Annotated in this window: 24 protein-coding genes; 8 read left to right on the top strand and 16 right to left on the bottom strand. The window is 67.9% G+C overall.

Annotated features, from left to right (window positions below; all coding sequences use genetic code 11):
* The first annotated feature begins 32 nt into the window (after window positions 1-32).
* Window positions 33-3,785, top strand: a complete 3,753-nt coding sequence (locus EV646_RS19750; protein WP_132150574.1) for an endo-alpha-N-acetylgalactosaminidase family protein — start codon at window positions 33-35, stop codon at window positions 3,783-3,785.
* A 119-nt stretch (window positions 3,786-3,904) separates the two neighbouring features.
* Here the strand turns inward: EV646_RS19750 and EV646_RS19745 are convergent, their stop codons facing one another.
* The 5 genes from EV646_RS19745 to hppD form a co-directional block, all read right to left on the bottom strand.
* Window positions 3,905-5,149, bottom strand: coding sequence for a HAMP domain-containing sensor histidine kinase (locus EV646_RS19745; RefSeq protein ID WP_132150572.1), 1,245 nt, complete (start codon window positions 5,147-5,149; stop codon window positions 3,905-3,907).
* Between the two features lie 4 nt (window positions 5,150-5,153).
* Window positions 5,154-5,852, bottom strand: coding sequence for a two-component system response regulator CseB (gene cseB, locus EV646_RS19740; protein WP_132150570.1), 699 nt, complete (start codon window positions 5,850-5,852; stop codon window positions 5,154-5,156).
* A gap of 5 nt (window positions 5,853-5,857) precedes the next feature.
* Window positions 5,858-6,493, bottom strand: a complete 636-nt coding sequence (locus tag EV646_RS19735) for a hypothetical protein (RefSeq protein ID WP_241996184.1) — start codon at window positions 6,491-6,493, stop codon at window positions 5,858-5,860.
* Window positions 6,494-6,770: 277 nt separating this feature from the next.
* Window positions 6,771-7,241, bottom strand: a complete 471-nt coding sequence (locus EV646_RS19730) for a hypothetical protein (RefSeq protein ID WP_132150568.1) — start codon at window positions 7,239-7,241, stop codon at window positions 6,771-6,773.
* 182 nt (window positions 7,242-7,423) lie between these two features.
* Window positions 7,424-8,626, bottom strand: a complete 1,203-nt coding sequence (hppD, locus tag EV646_RS19725) for a 4-hydroxyphenylpyruvate dioxygenase (RefSeq protein ID WP_132150566.1) — start codon at window positions 8,624-8,626, stop codon at window positions 7,424-7,426.
* A gap of 150 nt (window positions 8,627-8,776) precedes the next feature.
* Between hppD and EV646_RS19720 the strand changes: the two genes are divergently transcribed.
* Window positions 8,777-9,247: an Lrp/AsnC family transcriptional regulator gene (locus tag EV646_RS19720; protein ID WP_132150564.1), complete on the top strand. Its 471-nt coding sequence runs from the start codon at window positions 8,777-8,779 to the stop codon at window positions 9,245-9,247.
* Here the strand turns inward: EV646_RS19720 and EV646_RS19715 are convergent.
* On the bottom strand, window positions 9,244-9,888 hold the full coding sequence (locus EV646_RS19715) for an IclR family transcriptional regulator (RefSeq protein ID WP_132150562.1): 645 nt from the start codon (window positions 9,886-9,888) through the stop codon (window positions 9,244-9,246). The two genes, EV646_RS19720 and EV646_RS19715, sit on opposite strands and share 4 nt — an antisense overlap.
* 55 nt (window positions 9,889-9,943) lie before the next feature.
* Here EV646_RS19715 and EV646_RS19710 point away from each other — a divergent pair, with 55 nt between their 5' ends.
* On the top strand, window positions 9,944-10,819 hold the full coding sequence (locus tag EV646_RS19710) for a hypothetical protein (RefSeq protein WP_199237083.1): 876 nt from the start codon (window positions 9,944-9,946) through the stop codon (window positions 10,817-10,819).
* Here EV646_RS19710 and EV646_RS19705 read toward each other — a convergent pair.
* Window positions 10,816-12,048 (bottom strand): MFS transporter, encoded by a 1,233-nt coding sequence (locus tag EV646_RS19705; RefSeq protein WP_132150558.1) that lies wholly within the window; start codon window positions 12,046-12,048, stop codon window positions 10,816-10,818. The two genes, EV646_RS19710 and EV646_RS19705, sit on opposite strands and share 4 nt — an antisense overlap.
* 29 nt (window positions 12,049-12,077) lie before the next feature.
* Window positions 12,078-12,845: a phytanoyl-CoA dioxygenase family protein gene (locus EV646_RS19700; protein ID WP_132150556.1), complete on the bottom strand. Its 768-nt coding sequence runs from the start codon at window positions 12,843-12,845 to the stop codon at window positions 12,078-12,080.
* A gap of 117 nt (window positions 12,846-12,962) precedes the next feature.
* Here EV646_RS19700 and EV646_RS19695 point away from each other — a divergent pair, with 117 nt between their 5' ends.
* From EV646_RS19695 to EV646_RS19685, 3 genes are all read left to right on the top strand, one after another.
* Window positions 12,963-13,607 (top strand): helix-turn-helix transcriptional regulator, encoded by a 645-nt coding sequence (locus EV646_RS19695; RefSeq protein WP_132150554.1) that lies wholly within the window; start codon window positions 12,963-12,965, stop codon window positions 13,605-13,607.
* 88 nt (window positions 13,608-13,695) lie between these two features.
* Entirely contained in the window at window positions 13,696-14,241 is a 546-nt protein-coding gene (locus EV646_RS19690) for an NUDIX hydrolase family protein (protein ID WP_132150552.1), read from the top strand.
* Window positions 14,242-14,332: 91 nt separating this feature from the next.
* Entirely contained in the window at window positions 14,333-15,094 is a 762-nt protein-coding gene (locus EV646_RS19685; protein ID WP_132150550.1) for a glycoside hydrolase family 16 protein, read from the top strand.
* Between the two features lie 19 nt (window positions 15,095-15,113).
* Here the strand turns inward: EV646_RS19685 and EV646_RS19680 are convergent, their stop codons facing one another.
* Window positions 15,114-16,886 (bottom strand): DEAD/DEAH box helicase, encoded by a 1,773-nt coding sequence (locus tag EV646_RS19680; protein WP_241996183.1) that lies wholly within the window; start codon window positions 16,884-16,886, stop codon window positions 15,114-15,116.
* 71 nt (window positions 16,887-16,957) lie between these two features.
* Window positions 16,958-17,113, bottom strand: a complete 156-nt coding sequence (locus EV646_RS19675) for a hypothetical protein (protein WP_241996182.1) — start codon at window positions 17,111-17,113, stop codon at window positions 16,958-16,960.
* Window positions 17,114-17,209: 96 nt separating this feature from the next.
* Here EV646_RS19675 and EV646_RS19670 point away from each other — a divergent pair, with 96 nt between their 5' ends.
* A complete protein-coding gene (locus EV646_RS19670) occupies window positions 17,210-17,479 on the top strand; it encodes a DUF3039 domain-containing protein (RefSeq protein ID WP_132150546.1) in 270 nt (89 codons plus the stop codon).
* A 6-nt stretch (window positions 17,480-17,485) separates the two neighbouring features.
* Here the strand turns inward: EV646_RS19670 and EV646_RS19665 are convergent, their stop codons facing one another.
* From EV646_RS19665 to EV646_RS19650, 4 genes are all read right to left on the bottom strand, one after another.
* On the bottom strand, window positions 17,486-18,043 hold the full coding sequence (locus EV646_RS19665; protein ID WP_132150544.1) for a YqgE/AlgH family protein: 558 nt from the start codon (window positions 18,041-18,043) through the stop codon (window positions 17,486-17,488).
* A 7-nt stretch (window positions 18,044-18,050) separates the two neighbouring features.
* A complete protein-coding gene (locus EV646_RS19660; protein ID WP_241996181.1) occupies window positions 18,051-18,443 on the bottom strand; it encodes a VanZ family protein in 393 nt (130 codons plus the stop codon).
* Complete coding sequence (locus tag EV646_RS19655) at window positions 18,440-19,867, bottom strand: NAD-dependent malic enzyme (RefSeq protein ID WP_132150542.1); 1,428 nt, start codon at window positions 19,865-19,867, stop codon at window positions 18,440-18,442. The genes EV646_RS19660 and EV646_RS19655 overlap by 4 nt, the downstream gene beginning before the upstream one ends.
* Before the next feature lie 179 nt (window positions 19,868-20,046).
* Complete coding sequence (locus EV646_RS19650; protein ID WP_132150540.1) at window positions 20,047-21,189, bottom strand: CaiB/BaiF CoA transferase family protein; 1,143 nt, start codon at window positions 21,187-21,189, stop codon at window positions 20,047-20,049.
* Window positions 21,190-21,300: 111 nt separating this feature from the next.
* Between EV646_RS19650 and EV646_RS19645 the strand changes: the two genes are divergently transcribed.
* Window positions 21,301-21,711 (top strand): CHRD domain-containing protein, encoded by a 411-nt coding sequence (locus EV646_RS19645; RefSeq protein ID WP_132150538.1) that lies wholly within the window; start codon window positions 21,301-21,303, stop codon window positions 21,709-21,711.
* Between the two features lies 1 nt (window position 21,712).
* Here the strand turns inward: EV646_RS19645 and EV646_RS19640 are convergent, their stop codons facing one another.
* Together EV646_RS19640 and EV646_RS19635 are read right to left on the bottom strand one after the other, a co-directional pair.
* A complete protein-coding gene (locus tag EV646_RS19640; protein WP_241996180.1) occupies window positions 21,713-22,642 on the bottom strand; it encodes an alpha/beta fold hydrolase in 930 nt (309 codons plus the stop codon).
* Window positions 22,639-24,447 (bottom strand): hypothetical protein, encoded by a 1,809-nt coding sequence (locus tag EV646_RS19635; RefSeq protein ID WP_132150536.1) that lies wholly within the window; start codon window positions 24,445-24,447, stop codon window positions 22,639-22,641. Before EV646_RS19635 ends, EV646_RS19640 begins: the two co-directional genes overlap by 4 nt.
* Window positions 24,448-24,491: the final 44 nt, after the last annotated feature.

Genomic DNA, 24,491 nt, shown 5'->3' with positions numbered 1-24,491 from the left:
CGAGTTAGCGGTTACGTGCGAACTTTCTCAACATGAAACGTTCAGTGGGGCATGGAGTGCTGTCTGTAGCGCTGGCTGCCGGTGTGCTGAGCGTGCCGGTGGGCGCGCATGCCGCCGACGATCTGACGCTGCGGTCGAGCGAGTTGACCGTCACCGTCGGGGCCGACTTCCCGCGGGTGATCAGGTACGTCGACAACGCCTCCGGGCAGACCCTTGGCGGTCAGCCGGACGCGCTCTCGACGATCACCATCGACGGGGTGGCCCGGACGGCGCGTCTCGCCGCTCCACCAGCGGTTGATCAGGGCCGCGCGTCGTACAAGCTCGCCTTCGACGCGCTTCCTGGGGTGGAGCTGGATGCCAGCCTGAGCCTCGCCGGGCGGGTGACGACGTTCCGGATCGACGCGGTCCGCGATACCGAGACCAGCCCGGTGCACACGATCGACATCCCCGACCACGACCTGGTGTCGGTCGCGAGTACGGACGCCGGTGCGACGACCGCGTTCACCACGCTGGACCCCGACTCGACCCGGACCGCGGACAAGATCACGCCGATAACCGCGGCTACCGCGGCCGAGTCGTCCGCGACCGGAGCGGCGTACGCGTTTGTGAACACCAGCGGCCTGGCCGCCGGCATCGAGTCGAACTCCGTCTACGACAAGCCGAATGGCCAGTCTGTCGACGACGGCGCGCGCTTCTGGCACCGCGCTCGCAAGGCCAGTGACGGTACGACGCGCGTCGGCGTGTGGAGCGGCCAATGGACCTACCGTGCCGACACCTCGCCGTACACCGAACCACTGCCCTGGGCGAAGGTCGTCGTCACCCCCGACGCCAATCAGGACAAGACTGTCGACTGGCAGGACGGCGCGATAGCGTTCCGCTCGATCATGACCGAGCCTCAGGGTGGCGACCAGGTGAAGAACCGGGTGATCACGCACATCCCGTTCAACTTCGCCAGCCAGGCGACGCACCCGTTCCTGCGCACCCTCGACGACGTCAAGCGCATCTCCCTCGCCACCGACGGTCTCGGCCAGATGGCGATCCTCAAGGGGTACGGCGCCGAGGGCCACGACTCGGCGCACCCTGACTACGGCGGCAACTACAACATCCGCGCGGGTGGTCTCACGGACCTCAACACTCTGCTGCAGAAGGGCAAAGCCTGGAACGCAGCCTTCGGCGTCCACGTGAACGCGACCGAGTCCTACCCCGAGGCGAACGGCTTCAGCGAGGACCTGGTCGACAAGAATGCCAAGGGCTGGAACTGGCTGAACCAGAGCTACTACATCAAGCAGCGCCCAGACCTTGCCTCCGGCAACATCGTGAAGCGGTTCCAGCAGCTCCGCGACGAGACGGACAAGAACCTGCAAGAGCTCTACATCGACGTGTACTACCAGTCCGGCTGGCTGGCCGACGGCCTGACCCGGCAGCTCGCCGGCCAGGGCTGGCAGATCGCGACCGAGTGGGCCGACCGGCACGAGCGTACGTCGCTGTGGTCGCACTGGGCCAACGACCTCGACTACGGCGGCGCCACCAACAAGGGCCTGAACTCCCAGATCATCCGCTTCGTCCGCAACCACGAGAAGGATGTCTGGAACAACGACCCGATCCTCGGCCAGGCTTCGCTCGTCGAGTTCGAGGGCTGGACGGGTGAGGTCGACTGGAACGCGTTCTACGCCAACATCTGGCAGCGGAACCTGCCCGCCAAGTTCCTCCAGCAGCAGCAGATCACCGACTGGAACAGCTCGGACATCACCTTCACCGACGGCGTCCGCGGCACAGCCGAGAACGGCAAGCGGACCGTGTATGCCGGCACCGCGAAGGTCCTCGACGACGACAAATACCTGCTGCCCTGGGACAACAACAAGAAGCTCTACCACTACAACCCCGACGGCGGCGCGACCACGTGGCGCATCCCGTCCGCGTTCGCCGGCGTCTCGAAGTTCGCCGTCTACAAACTGACCGACACAGGTCGCGTCAAGGTCGCAACCGCGCCCGTACGGCGAGGAGCCGTAACACTCGACGCGGTCGCCGGCCAGCCGTACGTCCTCTACCCAGAGAGTGCACCGACGCCACGACCGGCGTCTTGGGGTGAAGGCACGCATCTGACCGACCCCGGCTTCAACGCCGGCACCCTGAACGCCTGGAACGTCACCGGCTCGGCGAAGCTCGACACCCTGGAAAACGGCCAGCACGTTGCCTCATTGGGCACCCAAGCATCGGCCCTGCGTCAGCGCATCACCGGACTCACCGCCGGGCGGACGTACAGCGCCTCCGCCTGGATCGAGGTCGATCCTGGCAAGTCCCGCAAGACCACGGTCTCGGTCGATGGCGTGAGCAACTCGTTGACGCGGTCAACGGCACAGAACAAGGTTGCCGCCGACGACAAACAGGAGCTGTACTACCAACGCGTCCGCGTGCTCTTCGATGCCAAGGGCAACACCGCCGACCTGACCATCGGAGCGGCTGCAGGCAATGTCAGAGTCCGGATCGACGACGTCCGAGTGGTCGAGACTAAGCGCCCGGCAGCAGGGCTGGTCGACGATTTCGAGAACATCGACCAGGGCTGGGGCCCGTTCGTGAAGGGTGACGCCGGTGGTGTCACCGATCCTCGGACCAGCCTGGCTCGCAAGCACGCGCCGTACACGCAGGCCGGTTGGAACGGCAAGCTGGTCGACGACGTCCTCGACGGTGAGTGGTCGCTCAAGTCCCACGAGGAGAACGAGGGTCTGGTGTACCGGACGGCTCCGTGGACTGTGAACTTCCAGCCCGGTCACAGGTACAAGGTCAGCTTCGACTACGTGAGCGGTCGCGCCGGGCAGTACACCTGGGTCCAGGGTGTCGACCGACCCGAGTCCGTCGAGGTGAAGGCCACCCCGATCGGTGAACAGCGGAGCGAGGCGACCTTCGGCCAGGAGTTCGTGGCCGGTTGCGGCGGCGACTACTGGGTGGGCCTGCGCAAACTGTCCGGCGGCGGCGACCAGGCCGACTTCGTCCTGGACAACTTCGCCGTCACCGATCTCGGTACGACGTCCGAGCCGGCCGACTGCACTTCGGTCGCAGTGTCCGGCCTGACCGGTCTCGTCTCCGGTGAGGCGAACACGGTCGTCACCACCTTCACCAACAACGACGTCGTTGCCGCGAACAACATCACGATGGACCTGACCGCTCCCGCCGGATGGAGCGTCGCGGCAACGACCCCGGCGACCCACGCAACCGTTGCCCCGGGCGCCAGTGTGACAACCAGGTGGGATGTGACTCCGCCGGCCGGAACACCGGAAGGAAAGTATGTGCTGATGGCAACGGGTGGTCAGGCGACGATCAGCGCCGAGGCGACCGTGCTGCCGCCGGGCATCGTGCCGCAGTCCCGGATCACTGTGGCCGACGTCAGCAGCGAGGATGTCGGCACCGGCGGCGCGGCGACCTCGGCATTGGACGGAAACCCCAGCACGCTGTGGCATTCCGCGTGGTCCGAAGTGCCCACGCCCGCTGGGTTCCCGCATCACCTCACGCTCGACCTCGGATCGTCGTACCAGGTGGACGGTTTCAGCTACCTGCCGCGGCAGAGTGGGACGAACGGGATGTTCAAGGGTTACGAGATCTACGTCAGCACCGACGGGCAGAGCTGGGGTACGCCGGTCGCGACCGGTGAGTTCCCGAACTCTCGCGACACCCAGCGGGTGAACTTCGCCGCCACCCCCGGCCGCTACGTGAAGTTCGTCGGCACCAGTTCCCTCAACGGCGCGGTCTTCGGCTCTGCCGCCGAGCTCAACGTCTACGGGACCCATTAAGACAAGCGGCGCCACTTCCCGCCCCCCGGGAAGTGGCCCCGCTTGGGCGTCCCCTCGTTTTATTGGGCTCTGGTGAACCCGACGTGAGAGGAGACGCGATGACGAAGCGTTTGGTTGTGTTACGACTCCGTCTCAGGTTCGGGCGGGAGGACCAAGCGGGCAAGGGCGCCGCCGCCAGCGGCTGCCCCGAAGGTCAGGTCGGCGCCGAGGACCTTGGCGTGACCGGCCGCGATGGTCAGCCCAAGGCCGTGGCCGACGCCGCGCTCGGCCATCCCGGACCGGAACCGGCGCGGGCCCTCGGCAATCAACTCCTCCGGGTAACCGTTGCCGTGGTCAACCACCTCTACGGTCCGGCCGCTGACCGTCACCTCGATCGGCGGCCGGCCGTGCCGCAGGCCGTTGACGATCAGGTTGGCCAGGATCCGCTCGATCCGGCGCGAGTCGGTGGACACCGTCTCGTCCGGTCCGACCTGCTTGACCACCACGCTGTCCAGCGCGAGCGCCTGCTGCATCCGCAGCCGGCCGACCGCCGAACCGACGAACGCACCCAGGCTGACATGATCCAGGTCCGCCTGTTCGACACCGGAGTCGAACCGGGCGATCTCCAGCAGATCCTCGACCAGCCGCCGCAGCACCTTCGCCCGGTCGCGCACCAGTTCGCTCGGCCGCCCGGGCGGCAGCAGTTCGGCGGCGGTGAGCAGTCCGGTGACCGGCGTACGGAGGTCGTGCGCAACGTCTGCGGTGAACCGCCGCTCGGCCTCCAGCTGACCGCGCAGCGAACTCGCCATCGTGTCCAGCGCGCCCGCCAGCGCCTGAACCTCGTCCTTGCCCTTGCCGATCGCCTCGGCCGCCGAGGCGTCCAGGTCGCCGGCCGCGATCCGGCGTGCCGTACCGGCGACCGCGACGATCCGCTTGGACAGGCTGCCGGCCAGGATCACGCTGACCAGGGCGACCAGCGCGACCGTGCCGATCCCGCCGAAGACGAGGGCCTGCCGGAGCGCCTTGATCGAGTCGTCGTTGGTCTCGTAGTCCTGCACGATGGACAGGATCTTGCCGTCCTTGACCGGCACGGCAGCCCACATCTTCGCGTTCGGCGACCCGGTCTTGAACGTGGCCCGCTTGCCCTGCAGCACGGCTTCCCGCAGCTGCGGAGGCAGGTCCGGATCGTCCAGCTTGGATCCGAACAGCGGTACGTCGTCCCGGTCGTAGCTCTGCGCCGCCAGCTGAATCCGCTCGTCGGCGAAGCTCCGCGTCCGGTCGAGCCGGGCCGACTGCGCCTGGGTGTAGACCGCGACGCAGAGGACCAGGATCGCGAGCGACGAAACGAGCAGAAAGATGAGGCCTAGCTTGCCGCGGAGCCCCATATTCCTAGGCTCGCAGCTTGTATCCGAATCCGCGGACCGTTTCGATGCGATCCGCGCCGATCTTGGTCCGCAACCGCTGCAGGTGGACGTCGACCAGGCGGCCGTCGCCACCCCACTCGTAGTCCCAGACCCGCTGCAGCAGCGTGGACCTGCTCAGCACCACACCCGGATTGTTGGCGAACTCGATCAGCAACTTGAGCTCGGTCGGCGTCAGCTGGACGGTCGAGCCACCGCGCCGTACCTCCAAGGCCTCCCGGTCCAGCTCGAGGTCGCCGAAGGACTCGACGCCGGAACCGGCAGTCGGCGCCGGCCGCTCCGGATCGGCGACCGCACGCCGCATCACCGCGCGCAGCCGGGCCACCAGGACCTGCGTGTCGAAGGGTTTGGTCACGTAGTCGTCCGCGCCCGCTTCCAGCCCGAGTACGACGTCCAGCGCGTCGCCGCGGGCGGACACCATCACGATCGGGACCGTGCTGGTCTCCCGGACCCGGCGGCACACCGAGATCCCGTCCAGGCCGGGCAGCATGATGTCGAGCATCACCACGTCCGGATGGATCTTCTCGAATCGCTCGATCGCCTCCAGGCCGTCCTCGGCCGTGGTGACGTCGTAGCCGTGCCGTTCGAGAGTCAACTGGGTCGCCTCACGGATCACCGCGTCGTCCTCGACCATGAGAATGCGCGCTGCCGGTTCTTCCGGTACCACCGAATTCAGTCTCCCTTTTGGTCCTGCGAGCTCACCTTGGTCATCTGACGGCCGTTCCAACGGTAGATCTCGACCCTCCGGCCCGACGGGCAGCAGACCTTGTCGTCGATGGTGAAGATCTTCGACTCCACCACCAGGTCGCCCACCGGGCTGGCATTGATCGTCGGCTGATCGACCTTCAGACTCCAAATCCGCCGCGGACCAGCCGGTTCGAGCGCGATCAGGAAGACGCCGAAGACGAACTTGTCCAGGGTGTGGATGAAGACGACCTCCTGGCCGACACCGTTGTGCATAACATCAACGGACGGACCCTGGCTGAGGCAACGCGAAATCACCACACATTTCGCGAGAACTGTCCGCGAGTAGGTGTCGAGGCGCTTGTCGGCGAGCAGTTTCAGCCGGATCTCGGCCAGGCTGGCGGGTCGCGCGGGCGTCCGCTCCGGCCCGCTGGTACCCATCACCGAGGGCTGTGTCGGCGAGGAGCTGGTCGCGGTGGGCTCGGCGCCCTCGACGCGCAGCCCGCCGCCGTTCGCGCAGGCCGAGAGAGCGGTCAGGGCGAGGACAGTCGCCACCGCGGGCAGCAAGGCGCGGCGCAGGCCGGCGGCCGATGAGGCGGCGCGCCCGGTTCGCCACATGCGCATAGGGCGCCTCCTACCCTGCCTCATCGATTCCCCCGGGAGATTCAGACAACTACCTTCCATAGTGCTGGCCGGACGTCACATTCGACGGCCGTGGACGTCGAATGGCCCCGGCAGTTCCGTTGCGGTTGAATCACAGCGCTCGTACGCCGGTGGCTCGGCAACCGTCCGGGCAGGCGGAAGCGCCTGAGGCAGCAACAACTGCCTCAGGCGCTCGCCCACGTCGCTCATACGTGGAGCCTAATGTTTACCCAGCGGTAGGAGGTGGTGGCTGGGGGTGTCAGCGAGTGCGCGACGTGGAGTTCTCGGAGATCTCCTCGTAGCCGCCGCCGTAGTTGTGGAACTCCCGGCCGATGGCGGCGAAGGTGATGCTGCTACCGGGCGCCTTCACCTTGGGCGTGCGACAAGTGCGCTGGCCCTGGAGCACTGCGCCGTTGCCGCCACTGCTGTCACAGCTGAGCACCCGCCCGTCGTTCGCGCCGCCGTACTGGACCAGGTAGCCGTTGGCCCGTGCATTGGCCGGCATCGGCGACGCCATGCGGACCTCGACCCAGTACTGGTAGCAGTTGTCCCGGACCAGGCGGACGGTTCCCCAGCTGGGTGGTTTGTGGTCGCGCAACATCGGCGCCGAGTCGATGGTTCTCGCACCCGAACAGGAGGCGGCCTGGGCCGCCTGGGCCGGTGCCGCGAGGGCGAACGCGCCCATCCCGGCCAGGCCCGCGGTGCTGAGCAGAATGCCCAGTGTCTTCATGACGAAACCCTTCCTGAATGTACGCCCCGACGCACATTCACCGGGCACATTACGCGAACAGCCTCTGCCCCGACAGTCATTCCGGTAATCGGACGGCGACACGCCGTATCCATTTGCAATCAAGCGCTTAACCGAGGACAAGCGGTGCCCGCACCTGCTATCGGGCACCGCTGCCAGGGATCTCAGAGGTTGCCGCGGCGCTCCTGTTCGCGCTCGATCGCCTCGAAGAGGGCCTTGAAGTTGCCCTTGCCGAAGCCGAGCGAGCCGTGCCGCTCGATGAGTTCGTAGAACACGGTCGGACGGTCGCCGATCGGCTTGGTGAAGATCTGCAGCAGGTAGCCGTCTTCGTCGCGGTCGACCAGAATGCCGCGGGACTTCAGCTCCTCGATCGGCACCCGGACGTGGCCGATCCGCGCCCGCAGTTCCGGGTCGTCGTAGTACGAGTCGGGCGTGTTCAGGAACTCGACGCCGTTGGCCCGCATGATGTCGACCGTACGAAGAATGTCGTTCGTGGCGAGCGCGATGTGCTGCGCGCCGGCGCCGTCGTAGAACTCCAGGAACTCGTCGATCTGCGACTTCTTCTTCGCGATGGCCGGCTCGTTCAGCGGGAACTTGACCCGGTGGTTGCCGTTGGCCACCACCTTGCTCATCAGCGCGGAGTAGTCGGTGGCGATGTCGTCGCCGATGAACTCCGCCATGTTCACGAAGCCCATCACCTTGTTGTAGAAGGCGACCCACTCGTCCATCTTGCCGAGCTCGACGTTGCCGACGACGTGGTCGACCGCCTGGAACAGCCGCTTCGGGTGTCCCTCCGGCCGGGTCACCTGAGTGCTCGCCGCGACGAAGCCGGGGAGGTACGGACCGTCGTACTTGCTCCGGTCGATCAGCGTGTGCCGGGTGTCGCCGTACGCCGCGATCGCGGCCCGGCGGATCGTGCCGTGCTCGTCGGCGACGTCGTTCGGCTCCTCGAGTACGACGGCGCCCTGCTTGCGAGCGTGTTCGATGCACTTGTCGACGTTCGGAACCTCGAGCGCGAGGTCGGCGACGCCGTCGCCGTGCCTGCGGTGGTGGTCGAGCAGGGTGCTCTTCGGGCTGACACCGCCAGTGATGACGAAGCGGGCCGAGCCGGCCTTCAGTACGAACGCCTTGTTGTCCTTGTTGCCCGTCTCGGGGCCGGAGTACGCGACCAGGTCCATGCCGAAGGCGAGCTGGTAGTACTTCGCGGTCTGGGTGGCGTTGCCGACCACGAACACCACCGCGTCCATCGCGTGGACCGGGAACGGGTCGGTGCTCTCGTCGTACGGCACCAGGCCGACCAGCTGCTTCAGCTGGTCGAGGTCGAGATCGGCGTCGAGCTCTGCGGGGGTGAGGTCGGTGCTGGTCATCGTGATCCTCCCGGTTCGGGTTCTTGGCGTTGAGCCTTGCCGTGGGAGGCAGGTTGTGCAACACATCCATGTTTTATTGGGCAGCTTGTGCAGTATCCTGCGGATGTTGCTGGACTATTTGGTCAGTCTGACCACTCCGGGGAGGCAGGTATGCCGGTGGATGCGCTGGACGCCCGGATCCTCGGGTTGTTCGCGGCCGAGCCGCGCGTCGGGGTGCTGGAGGCGTCGCGGCGGCTGGGGGTCGCGCGAGGCACGGTGCAGGCGCGGCTCGACCGGTTGCAGCGCGACGGCGTCGTACGAGGGTGGGGTCCGGACATCGACACGTCCGCGATCGGCTACCCGGTGACGGCGTTCGCCACCCTCCAGATCGAGCAGGGCTCAGGCCACACCACAGTCGCCGAGGCGCTCGCCGGGATCCCGGAGGTGCTGGAGGTCCACACCATCACCGGCGCCGAAGACCTCTGGTGCCGGATCGTGGCTCGCTCGAACGCCGACCTCCAACGCGTCATCGACCAGGTAGTCATCGTCCGAGGCATCCAACGAGCATCCACGGTCATCGCCCTCGCCGAACAAATCCCCCACCGCGTGCTACCGCTGGTGGAGGCGGCCACCGAAAGTTAGGCGAGGCGTTTGGCTACTTCTACTGCGGCTCGGGCTACTCGGGGGCCGACGAAGTCGCGGTCCAGCTTGCCGAGGACGACTACGCCGATGGAGGCCTCTACGCCGGGGACGCCAAGGACTGGGGACGAGACGCCTTGGGCGCCGGCCTGGAGTTCGCCGGAGGTGACGACGAAGGGGCGGCCGGCGGGGTCGGGTTTGCGGCGGCCGGCCAGGATCGCCTTGCCGGCGGCGCCCTGGTCGAGCGCGTGCCGGGAGCCCATCCGGTAGGACACGTGGAAGTCGGTCCAGCTCGGCTCGATCACCGCGATGGCGAGCGCCTCGTCACCATCAGCAACAGTGAGATGCGCCGTAGCGCCCGTGTCCTCCGCGAGAGAACGCAGTACTGGCAACGCTGCGTCACGAAGAGTCGGCTGGACGCGGCGACTGTAGTGCAGCACCGCGAGCCCGAGCCGCGCTCGCCCCTCACTGTCGCGACGGACCAGACGATGCAGCTCCAGCGTGTTCACCAAGCGATAGACCACGGTTCGGCTGACGCCCAGCGCGGCCGCGAGCTCCGTGATCGAGAGTCCGTCCGGCGCGTCCGCCAGCAACTCGAGGACGGTGAGCCCCCGGTCGAGGGTTTGGGACGTCTCTGCGGGCACCTCCGAAGCGTATCCGGTTTTCGGTCACGGCCCGATGGCCCCGTATCTTGCTGCCGTGCGAAATTACTGGTCGCTCCTCCCAGCCATCGCCGTCATCGTGGGCCTGATCCTGCTCTACGCGATCCCCACGCTGATCAATCCGCAGTGGACCAGCTCGATCCTGGCCTTGTTCCGCCAGTTCCCGGACGCCAGCCTGGAGCTCGCCGAGGCATCGGCCAAGGCGGCGGGGCCAAAGGCAGAGAGCCGCCAGCCTGTCGCGGTCGGCGCGTACGCCGGTCAGCCGCAGCACGCCGGCGTACCTCCGGAACAGCCACCAGCAGACGCTGAGCCGACCCGAGCCGAGCAGGCCGCCGGCGTACTCGGGCCGCAGCAGATCAAGTCGCGACGGATGCTCGCCATCTTCATGGTCTGCGCCGCGGTCGCGCTGATCGGGTTCAACGTCGTACTGAACCGGGAGGCGAACGGCTGCTACGAGGCGGCCAAGGCGTGGGGTGCGATCGACGGCAAGGCGGACAAGGATCCGTGCGTCAACAAGATCTACGGCAGCTTCTTCGGCGACGGCAGCGGCGAGGCGTTCGAGACCAAGCAGCAGCCGGTGGTGGCGTATCAGCTGGTCCGTGGCAAGAAGCCGACGTACTTGCGCTGGATCCAGAACGCACCGAAGTACGACGAGTCCGACCTGCTGATCGGCACCAGCATGGAGTGCAACCTCGACCTGAAGGTCAAAGAAGAAGCGGACCGGATCTCGGTGCTGATCGACTCCGACTCGCCGTGCCCGCCGTCCGACGACATCTCGCTGACCGCGGTCAAGCTGAAGAAGCCGCTCGGCGATCGCGAGATCGTCACCGTCGGCGACAAACCTGTCAAGGAGATCAACCCGGACGTCGACTCCTGGCCGACCGTGCTGAAGAAGCTGGTCACCGGGGGCTAACTGAGTAACCGGGTTCTGGAGTCGTAGACGCGGAACGGCCGGTTGCGGGACAGCAAGAGGAGCAGGCCCACGATGCAGGCGGTCGCTCCGCCGAGCAGTGCGATCGTCGGGGTGGTCAGGCTGGCCGTCGTACCCGCGACGAAGTCACCCAGGCGCGGGCCGCCGGCAACGACGACGATGAAGACGCCCTGGAGGCGGCCGCGCATCGCATCGGGCGCGGCGGACTGCAGGACTGTGTTGCGGTAGGCGGAGCTGACCATGTCCGCGGCGCCTGATAACGCGAGCAGCGTGACGCCGAGCCAGATCGTGCGTGACAAGCCGAACAGTCCGACCGCAGCGGCGTACACCGTGATCGCGGCCACGATCGCCACGCCCTGGCGTCGTACCCGCGTCACCCAGCCGGAGAAGACGACGCCGAGCAGTGCTCCGATCGCCGGGGCCGCTTGCAACAGTCCGACCGTACGCACGCCACCGCCGAAGAACGCACCCGCGACCGCCGGGAACAGCGCCCGCGGTTGCGCGAACACCATCGCGAGGATGTCCGCGAGGAAGGTCGCCAGCAGCGCCGGCGCCGCGCGCAGGAACGTGAACCCTTCGAGCACCGACCGCAGCCCGGCCCGCCGTACCGATCCGGTCGGCGGCACCGGTGGCAGCCGGAACAGCGCGTACAGCGCGGTGGTGAAGGTGATCACATCGATCAGGTACGCCGCCGCGAACCCGTGCCACGCGATCACCGCAGCGCCCAGCAGCGGCCCGGCAGTGAAGCCCAGGTTGAACGCGGCCTGGCTGAGCGTGTTCGCCGCCGGCAACAGCTCGGGCCGGATCAGCCGCGGGATGATCGCCGACCGCGCCGGGTTGTTCACCGCGAAACACGCCGACTGACAGGCGACGACACCGTACAGGATCCCCACCTGGTTCCACTCCAACTGGGACTGCAGCACGAGGATCATCGACAGCAGCCAGAGCCCCGCCGACGAGACGAGCGCGAGCGTACGACGGTCGATCGCGTCTGCCATCGCACCGCCGTACAACCCGAACACGATCAGCGGGACGAGCGAGCACAAGCCGACCAGCCCGACCGCAAAGGTCGAGCCGGTCAGCGCGTACACCTGGATCGAGACCGTCACCGCGGTCATCTGCTGCCCGAGCTGCGACACCGTCGATCCCACCCAGAGCCGCCGGAACTCCGGCGACTCCCGCAGCGGTCGGATGTCAGTCAGCAAACGCACACTGGCAACTTATGTCACGCCGTGAACCCTCAGACCCTTGGGAACAACTCGTGGTCTAGAGGTGCACCGATCGTCAGGCCGAGTCCGTCGGTGACCACGTGCGGAGCGCCGGTGTACGTCGTATCGGCGTCGATGTAGATCGCGACGTGGGCGATCCGGGGGTCGTCGGTGAGGTTCGGTGTTGCGGAATGGGCCAGGTAGGCGTTGTGGAAGGTGCAGTCGCCGGCTCGCAACGGGATGGTCAGCCGCTCCTCCCAGCGCAGGTCCGGCGCGGCGCGGAACAGGTCGTCGCGATCCGACAGGTCCTGCCGCCGCAGGCCGGTGTGATCGTGCGAGCCCGGGATGAACGTCATGCACCCGCGCTCCACTGGTACGTCGACCAGCGCCACCCAGGCGGACAACGAAGCCCGCGAACCGGCATGCGGCCAGTACGGCGCGTCCTGGTGGAACTCGGTGGCGGCGCCGTTGTGCGGCGGCTTGATCAGCACCTGGTCGTGCCAGATCCGCAGCGGAACCCCGGCGAGCGCGGTCGCCGCGGCGGCAAGCCGTGCGTGCAGGGTGAGCTCGCGCAGTACGCCGTCCTGTCGCCAGATGTTGACGTACTGATTGAAAATCGCCGACGACGAGCCGGTCGCGTTGTCCTTGGCGAACCCGCTCGCCGCCGCGGCCGCGTCCCGGAACCGGGCCGCCTCGTCGGGGCTGATGATGTTCCGGATCCGGACGACGCCGTCGCGGCGATAGGCCGAAATGGTCTCTTCATCCAGGGTGAGCAGTGTCGTATCGTCGGTCGTGGTCATCGGCTGGCTCCTCGGAATCCGTTGGTGGAAATGTGATTCCAGCCTCATGCACCTAGGCTTCGGGCGACAGACGACCATTGACCACTACTTGACTGATCCTGACCTCGGAGGTGCCGAGTGCACAACGTCCTCAGCAGTGAGGTCTTCCCCGACCCGCGCCTCCCGGTCGCTGGTGAACGGATCGAGCTGGTCGCCGACGTCGCCCCGCACAGCCACGCGTTCTTCGAGATCGCGGTCGTGGTCGCCGGCCGTGGCACCCACCTCTCGGCCGCCGGCGAAGTCGCGCTCGAGCCCGATTCGGTCGTTGTCCTCAGGCCGGGTGAGTGGCACGGATACACCGACTGCGACGGGCTGGTGCTGCGCAACGCCTACCTGGGGCCGGACGTGTTCGGCTTGCTGTCCGGAGCGCTGGTGCGGGGCGGCGACTCGCCGGAGCCGGCTCATCCGGCGGTTCAGCACGCGATGCGATTGCTGGAGGCAAGTATCGACGAGCCGTGGACGCTGGACCGGCTGGCCGGGCTGGTGAATCTCGCGCCGGGATACCTGGTCCGGCTGTTCGGCCGGACCGCCGGCATCTCCCCGATGGCGTACCTCAACCGCCTCCGCGCCGAACGCGCCGCCGGTCTGCTCATCGAGACCGAGCTGCCGATCGCCGCGATCGGCGCCCTGGTCGGCTGGCACGACCCAAGCCACGCCACCCGCCGCTTCCGCACCACCTTCGGCCTGAGCCCCACCCACTACCGCGCCACCTTCCGCCCCTGACAACCCCCGCGCGGCCACGGACCCGGCTTGTGTCCACCGACTCGCGCCTCTGCCCGGGGGTTGGGGGCGATGGGCAAAGATAGGCACCATGAGTTCCCTGCGCACGCCTGACCCGAACCCCGGCTGGCTGTCCGAGTTCGCCCTCGAGGAGACCCGTTCGCGGGTGCCGATCCTGTACGTCGAGGCCGTCCCGGCGCGCGTCGACGCCGCCGGCCAGATCGAGCACGTCGGGGTTCTGCTCCGCGGAGCGGCAGAGACCGGCCAGATCATCCGGACCCTGGTGTCGGGGCGCGTCTTCCACGGGGAGTCGATCCGCGATGCCCTGGAGCGCAACATCGAGAAGGACCTCGGCCCGGCCGCGTTCCCGCGGTTGCCCGTCAGCCCGGTGCCGTTCACCGTCGCCGAGTACTTCCCGCTCCCCGGCATCAGCCCGCTGCACGACCCCCGTCAGCACGCCGTCGCCCTCGTCTACGTCGTACCGGTGACCGGCGAGTGCGACCCGCGCCAGGACGCGCTCGAGCTCACCTGGCTGACCCCGAAGGAAGCCCTCGACCCAGGCCTGCTCGCCGACCTCGAAGGTGGCCGCGGGCAACTGCTCAAACAAGCCCTCGCCTGGTCCGGCGCCCTGATCTGACGCTTTACCAGGGCAGCCGGCCGGGGTTGACAACCTGGCGTGACTCAAGCGACCGTTTGATCCGTTGGGGTCTGACGGAGGGTTGTGCTTGATGCGTAAATTACTTACCACCTTGGCCGGGTTCGCGGCGATTGGTCTGCTCGTGGCGCCGGCTGCCACTGCGGTCGCGGACCAGCGCCCGGGGCGGTTGGTGTTTGCGGATGAGTTTGACGGTACGGCGATCGATCCGGGGAAGTGGGCGATTCATTCGAACGCCGAAGCCGATCGATGCCTCGGTAACAAGGGCAACCAGCAGTTGGAGTGGCACACCTGGGACGCATTGTCGGTGCGGGACGGTCTGCTGACGATCACGGCGCGGAAGAACAACCCGGAGCCTGGATACGAGTGGTCGAGCGGTCTGATCACCACCGGTCAGGCGTGCGGTCATGAGCCGGCTGAGTCGTTCGCGGTGAAGCCCGGCGACTACGTCGAGACGCGGCTCAAACTCCCGTCAGCCAAGGGTTTCTGGCCGTCGACCTGGACCTGGAACGGGAACGGCTCCAACGAGCAGGACACCTACGAGTTCTACAGCGACAACCACTACAACCTCTACCTGACCAGCCACCAGTCAGGCGGCGGCAGCTGCACCTATCGCTCCCCCACCGACCTCACCACCGACTGGCACACCATCGCCCAGCAACTAGGCCCCGACCAAACCATCTGGTACCTGGACGGCAAAGAAATCTGCCGCCAAGGCCCGTACTCCGGCACCGGCGACGCCCTGATCCTCGACCTCTTCGTCTACGCCCAAATCCCGCCCACTGTCACCGAAGAGTCAATGCAAATCGACCACGTCCGCGTGTACCGGAACTAGGCGCCCGACCCAGCCTCGTTCAGGCGCGGCGTTGGGTGGCCCAGTCTCGGATTAGTTCTATGCGTTCCTTGAGTTGGATCGAGGAGGCGTGGGCGGCGGCGGGGCCGCCTAGCTTGCGGCGGAGGTCGTTGTGGATGACGCCATGTGGCTGGCCGGTGCGATGGTGCCAGGCGGCGACCAGACCGTTCAGCTCGCGGCGAAGCAGCGCCACCTGCTCGTGTGTCGCCAGCTCGGTCGGGGTGGGATCCTCCCGATCCGCCGACGGACGGGAGCGCTTCTGAGCGGCCAATGACTTCGCCTGGCGCTTGCGGAGCAGCTCACGCACCTGATCCGGCTCCAGCAAACCGGGCAGCCCGAGGAAGTCCAGCTCCTCGTCGGAGGCCATGTCGCCGCCGGTGCCGTAGTCGCCGCCGTCGAACACCACCCGGTCGAAGTTGGCGTCCGACCCCAGCGCCTCGAACTTCCCCTCCAGCTCGTCGCTGGCGCCCTCGGTCTGGTTCGCCTTCGCGAGCAGATCGTCCTCGAGCGCGAAGATGTCGCCGTCCTCGCCTCCGTTCTTCCGGCCGAGCACGTGGTCCCGCTCGACCTCCATCTCGGCGGCGAAACTCAGCAGCCGCGTGACCGACGGCACGAACACCGACGCCGTCTCGCCCCGCTTCCGGGCCCGGACGAACCGCCCGACCGCCTGCGCGAAGAACAGCGGCGTCGACGTCGGCGTCGCGTACACCCCGACCGCGAGCCGCGGCACGTCGACACCTTCGCTGACCATCCGGACCGCAACCATCCACCGCGAGTCCCCCTCGGAGAACTTCGCGATCTTCTTGCTCGCCGCCTTCTCGTCGGACAGTACGACGGTCGGCGCCTCGCCGGTGATCTCGCGCAACGTCTTCGCGTACGCCCGAGCGGTGTTCTGATCGCCGGAGATGACCAGTCCGCCCGCGTCCGGCATATGCCGTCGTACCTCGGTCAGGCGCGTATCCGCAGCCGACAGCACCGCCGGCATCCACTCGCCTGTCGGGTCCAGCGCCGTACGCAAGGCCTGCGCGGTCAGGTCCTTCGTCAGCGGCTCACCGAGCCGCGCCGCGACCTCGTCACCGGCCTTGGTCCGCCACCGCATCTCACCGGAGTACGACATGAAGATCACCGGACGTACGACGTGATCGCGCAGAGCGTGACCGTATCCGTACGTGTAGTCCGCCCTGCTCCGCGCGGCGCCGTCGGGCCCGTGCTCGTAAGTGACGAACGGGATCGGGTTGTCGTCGCTGCGGAACGGCGTACCGGTGAGGGCGAGCCGGCGCGTGGCCGGCTCGAATGCTTCCCGCACGCCATCACCCCAGCTGAGCGCGTCACCGCCGTGGTGCACCTCGTCCAGGATCACCAGCGTCTTGAACCGCTCGGTCCGGACGCGGAAGGCCAGCGGGTTCACCGCGACTCCGGCGTAGGTGACGGCGACGCCCTGGAAGTCCTTGTTCGTCTTCCCGCGCCGCCCGGCGAACGCGGGGTCGATCGCGATCCCGGCCTTGTCGGCGGCGTCGGCCCACTGGACCTTGAGGTGCTCGGTCGGCGTCACCACCGTGACGCGCTCGATGATCCGCCGGTGCAGCAGCTCGGCGGCCACCGTCAGCGCGAAGGTGGTCTTACCGGCTCCCGGCGTCGCGACCGCGAGGAAGTCCCGCGGCTGGTTCTCGAGATAGAGCTTGAGCGCCTCCGCCTGCCAGGCCCGCAGCTTGCTCGCGGTACCCCACGCAGCGCGGTCCGGATAGGCCGGAGGAAGCACGGCTGGTGCAGGCACGTGCGATTCCACGAACGGCTACTCCCCCGATAGTCGACAGTCGGCCGTGCAGGAACGTTACCCGAGATTTGTTACGAGATCAGATTCGCCGGCACCACCGTGACGTCGTACGGGCTTGTCAGCCGCGCCTCCTCGTCCCCGGTGACCTTCGCGACCTGCACATATGCTCCGTCGCGCATCTCCCACGCAATCAGGCTCGGCGTGTCGGGATCCACCACCCAGTACACCGCGCACCCAGCCGCCTCCAGCCGCGTTGCCCTGGCGAGTTGGCCGGCTGTGGAAAAGTGCTGGGTTGTGTCAGCCGGCGGCCTACACTCGGGGGCATGAGTACTCAGCTGACCCCTGGGGCCGAGACGGTCGTTGACGAGCGGACGCAGCCGGCGCCGGCGGAGCCTGGCGATCACGAGCGGTTCTCGCACTACGTGCCGAAGGACAAGCTGACCGAGGCGATGGTGATGGGCACGCCGGTGGTCGCGCTGTGCGGGAAGGTGTGGGTGCCGAGCCGGGACCCGCAGCGGTTCCCGGTCTGTCCGGAGTGCAAGGAGATCTGGGAGTCGCTCAACCCGGGTGACGGCGAAGGCGGCGACGAGTAGCAGCCGTCAGTTCTGCGTGGGGTCGTCCGGGTACGTCGCCAGGTAGGCCATCTGATCGCGCTGGCGCCGGAGGACCCGGCGCCAGAGGGTGTCGGGATGGAGGCTGAACACGTCGTCGGGTTCGGACTCGACGACGTACCAGGCACCCTCGGTGATCTCGCCCTCGAGCTGACCGCTGGACCAGCCGGCGTACCCGGCGAAGATCCGCATCCGCTGAATCGCGCCCTCCAGCAGCGCCGGCGGCACATCCAGGTCGATCAGCCCGATCCGCCCGAAGCATTCCCGCCACCCCGGCGGATCGGCGGCCTCGATCACCTCGGCGACGGCCAGCGCGCTGTCGGTTCCGACGGGTCCGCCCATGAAGAGCACGCCGGGCTCGTTCACGGAGGTGGACCAGTCCGGCAGCACGCGGTCGACCGCCAGGTCGGCCGCACGGTTCACCACCACCCCGAGCGCGCCGTCATCATCGTGATCCAGCAGCAGGATCACCGACCGGCGGAAGGGCGGCTCGTCGAGCAACGGAGTCGCCACCAGCAGCGAACCGGTCAGGGTCGTGGCCGTCATGCACCCATCATGTCGTGCCCCGCAACGGAGTACCACGGAGCACGCGGAAACCTAACCAGGCACCCAGCGCCACCCCAGCCAGGTCGGCCAGTACGTCGAACGGATCCCCGTCGCGCTGCGGCAGCAGCCAGTACTGCACCAGCTCACTGACGATCGCGTTCGCGACCAGCGTTCCCAGCAACCAGCGCGCCGGCACCCGCACCTTCAGCCCGAGGAACGCGACCGACCCGAACAGAAACAGGTGGGCAAGCTTGTCCACCTGCGGGATCCCGACCTGCGGACCCGCCTCCCTCGGCGCGTAAGCACCGTACAACTGCAGGGCCACGGCCGCGACGAACGCGATCCGCCACAACCAGACCTTCAGCTTCGAGCTGGTCGCCCCCGCCGCCGAAACCGTCACGCCGGCGAGTCGTCCGGGTAGGTCTCGTGCGCCGGCGCCTTGCCACCGGCCGCATCCCGTACGGCGTGCGCGACCATGGTGTGCACCTCGGGGTGGAACACGCTCGGCACGATGTACGTCGCGTTCAGCTCGTCGTCGGTGACGACGCCGGCCAGCGCCTTCGCGGCCGCCAGCTCCATCTCGATCGACACCTTCGACGACTGGGCGTCGAGCAGGCCGCGGAATACGCCCGGGAAGACCAGCACGTTGTTGATCTGGTTCGGGAAGTCGCTGCGGCCGGTCGCCACCACCGCCGCGTGCTCGCCGGCCTCGGCGGGGTCGACCTCCGGCACCGGGTTGGCCAGCGCGAACACGATCGCGTTGTCGTTCATGGTCGCGATGTCCGCGCCGGTCAGGATGTTCGGCGCCGACACCCCGATGAACACGTCCGCCCCGGCCAGCGCGCCCTTCAGGTCGCCGCTGTACTTGGCCGCGTTGGTGTTCTCCGCGATCCAGCGCAGCTCCGGCGACAGGCCGTCGCGGTCCAGGTGGATGACGCCGGCGATGTCGGCGACCACCGTGTCCTTCACCCCGGCCGCGAGCAGCAGCTTCAGGATCGCCGTACCGGCCGCACCGGCACCGGACAGCACCACCCGCACGTTGCTGATGTCCTTGCCGACCACGCGCAGCGCGTTGTAGAGAGCGCCCAGTACGACGATCGCCGTACCGTGCTGGTCGTCGTGGAAGACCGGGATGTCGAGCTCCTCGCGCAGCTTCGCCTCGATCTCGAAGCAGCGCGGCGCGGAGATGTCCTCCAGGTTGATGCCCGCGAAGCCGGGCGCGATCGCCTTGACGATCTGGACGATCTCGTCCGGGTCCTGGGTGTCCAGGCACAGCGGCCAGGCGTCGATCCCGGCGAACCGCTTGAACAGCGCCGCCTTGCCCTCCATCACCGGCAGCGCGGCCTTCGGGCCGAGGTTGCCCAGCCCCAGTACGGCGGAACCGTCGGTGACGACCGCGACGGTGTTGCGCTTGATGGTCAGCCGGCGGGCGTCGTCGGGATTGGCCGCGATCGCCAGGCAGACCCGCGCGACGCCCGGCGTGTAGATCATCGAAAGGTCGTCGCGGTTGCGGATCGGGTGCTTGGCCTCCATCGAGATCTTGCCGCCGAGGTGCATCAGGAAGGTCCGGTCCGAGACCCGGCCGATGTCGACCCCGGGGACGGCGCGCATCGCCTCGACCAGCCGGCCGGCGTGCTCGGTGTCGGCAGCGGCGCAGGTGACGTCGATCCGCAGCCGCTCGTGGCCGGACGCGGTGACGTCGAGTGCGGTGACGAGTCCGCCGGCCTGCTCGACCGCGGTCGTCAGTTTGCTCACCGTCGAGCCGCCCGCGGGCACCTCGAGGCGAACGGTGATGGAGTACGAAACACTCGGCAAGGCAGTCACGCGGGTGATCCTCTCATGTGACTGGTAAGGCCCGGGGGTTACGTTCTTAAAGTGCACAGCAGACCGCTGGGTAATCCATTACCCCTCCAGGCCGTTCATGAGCCTGGTGCCCGGCTGCTCGAACGGGCCAGTTCCCATCCGCGTTGATCTTCGCCGCGTTCGAGGCATCGCTCCGCTGACTACTCCAGCCAGGCTCTGACCGACTCGTTGTGCTCACCGAGGCGTGGTGGCGGGAGGTTGGTTTCGCGGGCGCCGGCGTACGGCTGGTCGTCGAAGCGCAGCGGCGGTCCGGGCAGCTGGATGCGCCCGAGCGTCGGGTGGTCGACATCGATCAGCAAGCCCTGTGACAGCGTCTGCTCCCACTCGTAGACCTGCTGGAAGTCGCGCACCTTGCCGGCCGGAATCCCCTTCTCCGCAAGCCTTTCCAGCCACACATCGGCGGATTCCTTGGAGAACTCCGCCTCGATGGCGGCCGTCAGCTCATCGCGATGCGCGACTCGGGCCGAGTTGACCGCGAAGCGTTCGTCCAGCGGATCCAGCCCGACGATCGGCGCGAACGTCCGCCACTGCCCCTCGCTCCCGACCGCCACCTGCACGATGTCGTCCTGCGTGCGATACAGCCCGTACGGCGCAATCTGCGCATGGTGGTTGCCAACACGCTCGGGCAACTCACCCGCCACCGTCCATTTCGTGCCGTGGAACGCATGTACGCCGACCACCGACGCCAGCAGGCTCGTTCGTACGACGCGGCCCTTGCCGGTGATGGACCGTTCGTGCAAAGCCGCCAGCGCACCATAGGCGCCGTACATCCCGGCGAGCAGATCGGCGATCGGTACGCCGACCTTCGTCGGCTCGACCGCGCCGGTGATGCTCATCAGACCGCCCTCGCCCTGCGCGATCTGGTCGTAGCCAGCCCGCCCACCATCCGGGCCGTCGTGCCCGAAGCCGGTGATCGACAGCACCACCAACCCTGGGTTCAGCTCGTGCAGTCGCTCGACGGAAAACCCCAGCCGATCCAGCACCCCCGGCCGGAAGTTCTCGATCAGGACGTCCGCCCTGGCGATCAGCTTGGTCAGGAAGGCTTTGCCGTCGGCGGACTTGAGGTCAGCCGTCACCGACTCCTTGTTCCGGTTGGCCGACAGGAAGTACGTCGACTCGCCCTCGACGAATGGCGGCCCCCAACCACGGCTGTCATCCCCGCCGGCAGGGGTCTCCACCTTGATCACCCGCGCGCCGAGATCCCCCAGCATCATCGCGGCATGCGGCCCGGCCAGGGCCCGGGTCAGATCGACGACAACGACGTCCGAGAGAAGGTTCTGCACGCCGTCACCCTAGGCGAGATCGCGCCTCCCAGCCGTGACGCGATTCTCATCTGAACCGGTCCCGGCTTTTGTCCGTGTACCGGAGAGGAGCCTCAATCCTAGGAGGGGATCATGTCCCTACGTTCCGTCGCCGCTGCCGCCGGAATCCTGGCACTCAGCGTGGTCGGCGTCCCGGCCGCGTCCGCGGCACCCGCCATCCCGCTCAACGGTGAACAAGAGGTCGCGGCCGCCGATGACGACGGCCACGGGTTCTTCACTTACACGCTCGAGGGCACCACCTTCTGCTGGACTCTCAGCTGGGAGAACCTCGAGCCCCCGACCGCCGCACACGTCCACCTCGCCCCGCGCCACATCGCCGGTCCGGTCGTCATCCCGCTGGCGCTCACCACGTCACCATCGTCCGGCTGTAATACGATCCCGGAAAACGTGGCCACCGGCATCAGCGCCGACCCGAAGGCCTACTACGTCAACATCCACACGGCGACCTTCCCCGGCGGCGCCATCCGCGGTCAGCTGAAGTAGGTCAAAGGACCTTGCGGGCCAGGGACGCCAGTCGGTGGGTGACGTCCCTGGGCCGCTCCTGCATGAGCATGTGACCGGCGCCGGGGTACATCCACAGCCGGGCGGTCGGGAGCTGGGCGGCCATCCGGTTGGCGTGCCGAGGCGGGAGCAGGCGGTCGCGGGTGCCATGCATGATCTCGACCGGGAGCTGGTCGAGAACCTTCAGCGCGTGCCCGAGATCGTGGCGGAGGATCGCCTCGAAGAAGCCGCCGTACGACGGTCCGGGGACGACGGCCAGGTCCTCGAGGAACAGGTCCACCTCGGCGGGATCGGCCTTCTTTCCGAAGATCATCCGGCGCAGAGCGGGCCGCTGCAGCCGGGCCGAGGCCAGCTCGAGCCGGGTTGCCCGCCCACGCTGGATCCGGCGATCGACGCGCGTACCGACGAGGTTCACGGCCCGCGGCGCGACTACGGCTGTCGCCGCGTCGAACCGCTGGGGCATGCCGAGAGCCCCCGAGGACGTCGGCCCGCACGTCGTACTCACCAAGGCGGCAGCCGCGATCCTAGGACCGAACAGCTCCGGCCGTTGGTCCGCGAGCGCCATCAACGTCATGCCGCCCATCGAATGACCGGCGTACACCACCGGGCCGTCGCCCACGACGTTGTCGAGCACCGTGACGACATCGTCGGCGAGCTGCTCGATCCGCATCGTCCCGGCCGGCGCCGCATCCGACCGGCCGTGACCGCGGTGGTCATAGGACACGACGCGCACGGCGTCCGATCCCAGGATCCGCGGCAGTCCTTCGACCTGGTTGTGCCACGACCGCGTCGAGCAGGTCCACCCATGGACCAGCAGCACCGTCACGGGCGCGTCGGCGGGTCCAGAGGTCTCGACATTCAGCCGTACGCCGTCCGACGCCGTCACGCCGGTCCGTTCCGCCTGGATCGTCACGCAATCTCCCGTTCACGCTCACCGGCTGCCAGATGTGCGGCCCGCAGCCGCCCGCCCCGGGCCCCGCGGCCGACCAGCCACGCGATGCCGGCGAGCTCGAGCAGCCCGACCACTCCGAGCAACGCGTAGCCGCCGTTCCACATCCATCGTGGCACGTCCGTTCGTTCCTCACGGCGCAGGACCTGTTGCTCGTTGATGAAGTCCATCGTCTGCCCGTCCGACACCTGCACGGCGGGCCGCTCGATCGCCGGGTCCTCCGGCGCGTAGACCCACATCGCCTTGAGGTCCCGCTGCCCCTGATGCAGCCGGATCATCGACTTCCACTTGCCGTACATCGGCAGCGCGTCCGCCGACCGGTAGGTGCCGTCGGCAACCTTCACCATCCGGTGCGTCACGAACCCGCCGCCCTGCCACGCCATCGCCTCGAACCACCGCGCACCCCCGGCGGCATCGGCCGGTTGCAGCTTGACCGCGACGTACGCCGTCGGCTCGGCCCCCGTGGCCACCCGCTCCAACGACACGGTCGCACTCACGCCCGGCTCAGCCGACCGCGGCACACAGAAGAACACCGTCCCGAGTACGGCGATCAGCCCGACCGCCCCGAGTTGGTGCGTACGGCGGAGGCGCCGGATCCCGAGGGCCCGCTCCTCGCCGGCGACTTCGGCGTACCGGGTCGCGAGCCAGGCTCCTACGACTCCAGCTCCGGTTCCGGCGAGTACGCCGTACCCGATGGCTGACGGGAGCATCGACGACGGCCACGGGATCGGCATCCAGAGGTGGCTCCAGGCGTACTCCGCGACGACACCGACTGTGCCGATCAGGACGCCGGAGACCGCGCCGAGGCGGAAGCGGCTCTTGTTGCCCAGGGCAAACGCGACCGCCTCGACGAGGACGGCTTCGACGATCAGCAAGGGGAAGTGGCCGACGATCTCGTTCAGCGGGTGGTCCACCGCCCAGGCGATCGCGCCCCGGATCACCAGGTAGACCGCCAGCGCCGCAAACGTCGTACCAGGGCCACGCCGCGCCCTGACGACGGTGAAGGCGAGCGCGGCACCGAAGGCGATCAGGATCGGCTGCAGGATCAGCGGGAACTGCGGCACGCCGTATCCGAACTCGGCACTGAGCAGATCCCAGGCGATCAGAAGCGCGCCGACGGACACGATCTCCTGGAACAGGCGCCGCTTGGTCAGACCGATGAGCTGCTCGACTTCGGCCAGTGCGAGCAGTCGGCCGAAGATCGAGAACACGACTCCGCCGATCATCAGCAGGTGGGTCGGACCCCACAGCGTCACGTCCTCGCCGAACATCCGGTGCCAGACGTCGTCGAGTGGGAAGCCGACCAGGGCGAACGTGCCGCATACCGTGACGAGCGCTGCGCTGGATGGGATCCGCCAGCCTTTGGTCAGCTTGATCCTGCGAGCCGGCAACGGCTTGCGGGCAAGCGCGATCGGCAGTACGCCGGACACGATCACGCCGAGGATGCCGAAGAAGATCGGGTAATGCGCGGGCGTTCCGAACGGGCCAGTGTCGCGGCCGTTGCCGATGTGGACCGCGATGTCCCACCAGACGCCGAACGCGCAGGTGAGCAGCGAGATGGCATGCAGGTACGGCGTCAGCGCGGCCCATCGGGGGACTCCGTCCAGTCTCCCGATGGTGTCCGCAAGCCGTCCTACCAGCGTCAGCCGGCCGGTGCGTTCCCGCCACAGGAGTACGGCGAGCGCGAGGTACAGCACCGAGACGAGGCCGGTGACGATCGCGATCTGACCGAATGTCGCCGTACCGGTGGTTGCCAACGGGACCGCCATCGTGGGTGCTCCTTCGCATTGGCTACTTTTTGCATTGGCTATAC

The sequence above is a fragment of the Kribbella antiqua genome (genome assembly GCF_004345665.1).
Lineage (GTDB): Bacteria > Actinomycetota > Actinomycetes > Propionibacteriales > Kribbellaceae > Kribbella > Kribbella antiqua.
The sequence above is the reverse complement of the archived record's forward strand: the minus strand, read 5'-3'. Positions and strand labels throughout refer to the sequence as shown.